The sequence below is a fragment of the Streptococcus sp. 1F3 genome, assembly GCF_054968985.1.
The window spans coordinates 1-5248 of record NZ_JBUEQR010000129.1 but is presented as its reverse complement, the minus strand read 5'-3'; the positions used below and the strand labels follow the sequence as shown (position 1 = coordinate 5248).

1 tRNA gene and 2 rRNA genes are annotated in these 5248 nt (G+C 50.0%); all 3 read left to right on the top strand.

Annotation, left to right across the window (positions count from 1 at the left end):
* Positions 1 to 1544 (top strand): 16S ribosomal RNA (locus tag ACVPON_RS10220).
* Between the two features lie 185 nt (positions 1545 to 1729).
* Positions 1730 to 1802 (top strand) — tRNA-Ala (locus tag ACVPON_RS10215).
* 396 nt (positions 1803 to 2198) lie between these two features.
* Positions 2199 to 5098, top strand: a 23S ribosomal RNA gene (locus ACVPON_RS10210).
* The 16S and 23S rRNA genes sit together here with 1 tRNA gene alongside, the layout of an rRNA operon.
* Positions 5099 to 5248: the final 150 nt, after the last annotated feature.

Below are 5248 nucleotides of genomic sequence, written 5' to 3'. Positions count from 1 at the left end.
ATGAGAGTTTGATCCTGGCTCAGGACGAACGCTGGCGGCGTGCCTAATACATGCAAGTAGAACGCTGACTATTGGAGCTTGCTCTGATAGGAGGAGTTGCGAACGGGTGAGTAACGCGTAGGTAACCTGCCTGGTAGCGGGGGATAACTATTGGAAACGATAGCTAATACCGCATAACAGTACTTACTGCATGGTAAGTGCTTGAAAGGTGCAAGAGCATCACTACCAGATGGACCTGCGTTGTATTAGCTAGTTGGTAAGGTAAAGGCTTACCAAGGCGACGATACATAGCCGACCTGAGAGGGTGATCGGCCACACTGGGACTGAGACACGGCCCAGACTCCTACGGGAGGCAGCAGTAGGGAATCTTCGGCAATGGGGGGAACCCTGACCGAGCAACGCCGCGTGAGTGAAGAAGGTTTTCGGATCGTAAAGCTCTGTTGTAAGAGAAGAACGTTAGCGGGAGTGGAAAATCCGCTAAGTGACGGTACCTTACCAGAAAGGGACGGCTAACTACGTGCCAGCAGCCGCGGTAATACGTAGGTCCCGAGCGTTGTCCGGATTTATTGGGCGTAAAGCGAGCGCAGGCGGTTTGATAAGTCAGAAGTAAAAGGCTGTGGCTCAACCATAGTACGCTTTTGAAACTGTCAAACTTGAGTGCAGAAGGGGGGAGTGGAATTCCATGTGTAGCGGTGAAATGCGTAGATATATGGAGGAACACCGGTGGCGAAAGCGGCTCTCTGGTCTGTAACTGACGCTGAGGCTCGAAAGCGTGGGTAGCGAACAGGATTAGATACCCTGGTAGTCCACGCCGTAAACGATGAGTGCTAGGTGTTGGGTCCTTTCCGGGGCTCAGTGCCGGAGCTAACGCATTAAGCACTCCGCCTGGGGAGTACGACCGCAAGGTTGAAACTCAAAGGAATTGACGGGGGCCCGCACAAGCGGTGGAGCATGTGGTTTAATTCGAAGCAACGCGAAGAACCTTACCAGGTCTTGACATCCCAGTGACCGCCCTAGAGATAGGGTTTCTCTTCGGAGCATTGGTGACAGGTGGTGCATGGTTGTCGTCAGCTCGTGTCGTGAGATGTTGGGTTAAGTCCCGCAACGAGCGCAACCCCTATTGTTAGTTGCCATCATTAAGTTGGGCACTCTAGCGAGACTGCCGGTAATAAACCGGAGGAAGGTGGGGATGACGTCAAATCATCATGCCCCTTATGACCTGGGCTACACACGTGCTACAATGGCTGGTACAACGAGTCGCAAGTCGGTGACGGCAAGCTAATCTCTTAAAGCCAGTCTCAGTTCGGATTGTAGGCTGCAACTCGCCTACATGAAGTCGGAATCGCTAGTAATCGCGGATCAGCACGCCGCGGTGAATACGTTCCCGGGCCTTGTACACACCGCCCGTCACACCACGAGAGTTTGTAACACCCGAAGTCGGTGAGGTAACCGTAAGGAGCCAGCCGCCTAAGGTGGGATAGATGATTGGGGTGAAGTCGTAACAAGGTAGCCGTATCGGAAGGTGCGGCTGGATCACCTCCTTTCTAAGGAAAAGGAACTCTGTACGTTGTCTTCTTTAATTTTGAGAGGTCTTGTGGGGCCTTAGCTCAGCTAAGCGAGAAGCGAAGCTTGGAGCTTTGTCGAAGCGCAAGCGCACGACAGGGACAGCGAAGGACCCAACAAAGCAAGAATAGAATATGACTAATAAGCTGTAAATGATTATTAGTAAGGGGCCTTAGCTCAGCTGGGAGAGCGCCTGCTTTGCACGCAGGAGGTCAGCGGTTCGATCCCGCTAGGCTCCATTAGGATACGAGAAACGGTTCGCTTGCGAAAATTTCCGTAGAAAATTAGGAAATCGAAGAAGTGTTCGGTGAACACAAGTCGATTTATCTATTTTCCAGGAAATTAGTTTCGAGTTCAACTACTCTAGTGTGAGTAAGTATCCTAAACAAGAAAGATATTGTTCAAGCAATTGAACGCGACCTCATTTTCTAGGAAAAAAGATAACCTTCCTAGTGTCTGAAGACACTTCGTCAGTTTCCTATTTTTCTACGAAAATGCCCAACAAGTTGGGACGGTCTTAGTATCTTAGAATTGTCCATTGAAAATTGAATATCTATATCAAATAGTAACAAGAAAATAAACCGAAACGCTGTGACATAAGAGTTCTTGATTCAGAAAGAATTAGAGAAAAATAAGGTTAAGTTAGTAAGGGCGCACGGTGGATGCCTTGGCACTAGGAGCCGAAGAAGGACGTGACGAACGACGAAATTCCTTGGGGAGCTGTAAGTAAGCAATGATCCAGGGGTGTCCGAATGGGGGAACCCGGCAGGTAGATGCCTGTCACCCATCACTGTTAAGGTGGTGAGGAGGAAGACGCAGTGAACTGAAACATCTAAGTAGCTGCAGGAAGAGAAAGCAAAAGCGATTGCCTTAGTAGCGGCGAGCGAACCGGCAGGAGGGCAAACCGAAGAGTTTACTCTTCGGGGTTGTAGGACTGCAGATATGGAGTAGAAGTTATAGAAGAATAACCTGGAAAGGTTAGCCAAAGAGAGTAAGAGCCTCGTAATCGAAATAATGCCTACCCTAGCAGTATCCTGAGTACGGCGGGACACGCGAAATCCCGTCGGAATCTGGGAGGACCATCTCCCAACCCTAAATACTCCCTAGTGACCGATAGTGAACCAGTACCGTGAGGGAAAGGTGAAAAGTACCCCGGAAGGGGAGTGAAAAAGAACCTGAAACCGTGTGCCTACAAGAAGTTCGAGCCCGTTAATGGGTGAGAGCGTGCCTTTTGTAGAATGAACCGGCGAGTTATGATATGATGCGAGGTTAAGTTGAAGAGACGGAGCCGTAGGGAAACCGAGTCTGAATAGGGCGCCATAGTATTATGTTATAGACCCGAAACCATGTGACCTACCCATGAGCAGGTTGAAGGTGCGGTAAAACGCACTGGAGGACCGAACCAGGGCACGTTGAAAAGTGCTTGGATGACTTGTGGGTAGCGGAGAAATTCCAAACGAACTTGGAGATAGCTGGTTCTCTCCGAAATAGCTTTAGGGCTAGCGTCGATGTAGAGTCTCTTGGAGGTAGAGCACTGTTTGGGTGAGGGGTCCATCTCGGATTACCAATCTCAGATAAACTCCGAATGCCAATGAGATATAATCGGCAGTCAGACTGCGAGTGCTAAGATCCGTAGTCGAAAGGGAAACAGCCCAGACCACCAGCTAAGGTCCCAAAATAATTGTTAAGTGGAAAAGGATGTGGGGTTGCACAGACAACTAGGATGTTAGCTTAGAAGCAGCTATTCATTCAAAGAGTGCGTAATAGCTCACTAGTCGAGTGACCCTGCGCCGAAAATGTACCGGGGCTAAAACAATTTACCGAAGCTGTGGATACCAGAAATGGTATGGTAGGAGAGCGTTCTATGTGTGTTGAAGGTGTACCGTGAGGAGCGCTGGAACGCATAGAAGTGAGAATGCCGGTATGAGTAGCGCAAGATGGGTGAGAATCCCATCCACCGTAAGACTAAGGTTTCCAGGGGAAGGCTCGTCCGCCCTGGGTTAGTCGGGACCTAAGGAGAGACCGAAAGGTGTATCCGATGGACAACAGGTTGAGATTCCTGTACTAGAGTATGAAGTGATGGAGGGACGCAGTAGGCTAACTCAACCAGACGAATGGAAGAGTCTGGCTAAATAGTGAGGTGTGATATGAGTTAAATGCTTGTATCTTTAACATTGAGCTATGACAGGGAGTGAAGTTTAGTAGCGAAGTGAGCGATGTCACACTGCCAAGAAAATCTTCTAGCGATGTATCATACTCTACCCGTACCGCAAACCGACACAGGTAGTCGAGGCGAGTAGCCTCAGGTGAGCGAGAGAACTCTCGTTAAGGAACTCGGCAAAATGACCCCGTAACTTCGGGAGAAGGGGTGCTCAGCTAGACTGAGCCGCAGTGAATAGGCCCAAGCAACTGTTTATCAAAAACACAGCTCTCTGCTAAATCGTAAGATGATGTATAGGGGGTGACGCCTGCCCGGTGCTGGAAGGTTAAGAGGAGGGTTTAGCGCAAGCGACGATCTGAATTGAAGCCCCAGTAAACGGCGGCCGTAACTATAACGGTCCTAAGGTAGCGAAATTCCTTGTCGGGTAAGTTCCGACCCGCACGAAAGGCGTAATGATTTGGGCACTGTCTCAACGAGAGACTCGGTGAAATTTTAGTACCTGTGAAGATGCAGGTTACCCGCGACAGGACGGAAAGACCCCATGGAGCTTTACTGCAGTTTGATATTGAGTGTCTGTACCACATGTACAGGATAGGTAGGAGCCTAGGAACTCGGGACGTCAGTTTCGAGGGAGGCGATGTTGGGATACTACCCTTGTGTTATGGCCACTCTAACCCGGATAGGTGATCCCTATCGGAGACAGTGTCTGACGGGCAGTTTGACTGGGGCGGTCGCCTCCTAAAAGGTAACGGAGGCGCCCAAAGGTTCCCTCAGATTGGTTGGAAATCAATCGCAGAGTGTAAAGGTATAAGGGAGCTTGACTGCGAGAGCAACAACTCGAGCAGGGACGAAAGTCGGGCTTAGTGATCCGGTGGTTCCGTATGGAAGGGCCATCGCTCAACGGATAAAAGCTACCCTGGGGATAACAGGCTTATCTCCCCCAAGAGTTCACATCGACGGGGAGGTTTGGCACCTCGATGTCGGCTCGTCGCATCCTGGGGCTGTAGTCGGTCCCAAGGGTTGGGCTGTTCGCCCATTAAAGCGGCACGCGAGCTGGGTTCAGAACGTCGTGAGACAGTTCGGTCCCTATCCGTCGCGGGCGTAGGAAATTTGAGAGGATCTGCTCCTAGTACGAGAGGACCAGAGTGGACTTACCGCTGGTGTACCAGTTGTCTCGCCAGAGGCATCGCTGGGTAGCTATGTAGGGAAGGGATAAACGCTGAAAGCATCTAAGTGTGAAACCCACCTCAAGATGAGATTTCCCATAACGGAAGTTAGTAAGAGCCCTGAGAGAAGATCAGGTAGATAGGTTGGGAGTGGAAGTTGTGTGAGCAATGGAGCGGACCAATACTAATCGCTCGAGGACTTATCCAAATAGAAGTCATGAAGCGCTTCGGCTTATAGTGATGTTAGTATAGAATAGATATTCAATTTTGAGTTGACAAAGAGGGGAACCTCATGTATACTCAGAATAGTTAAGTGACGATAGCCTAGGAGATACACCTGTACCCATGCCGAACACAG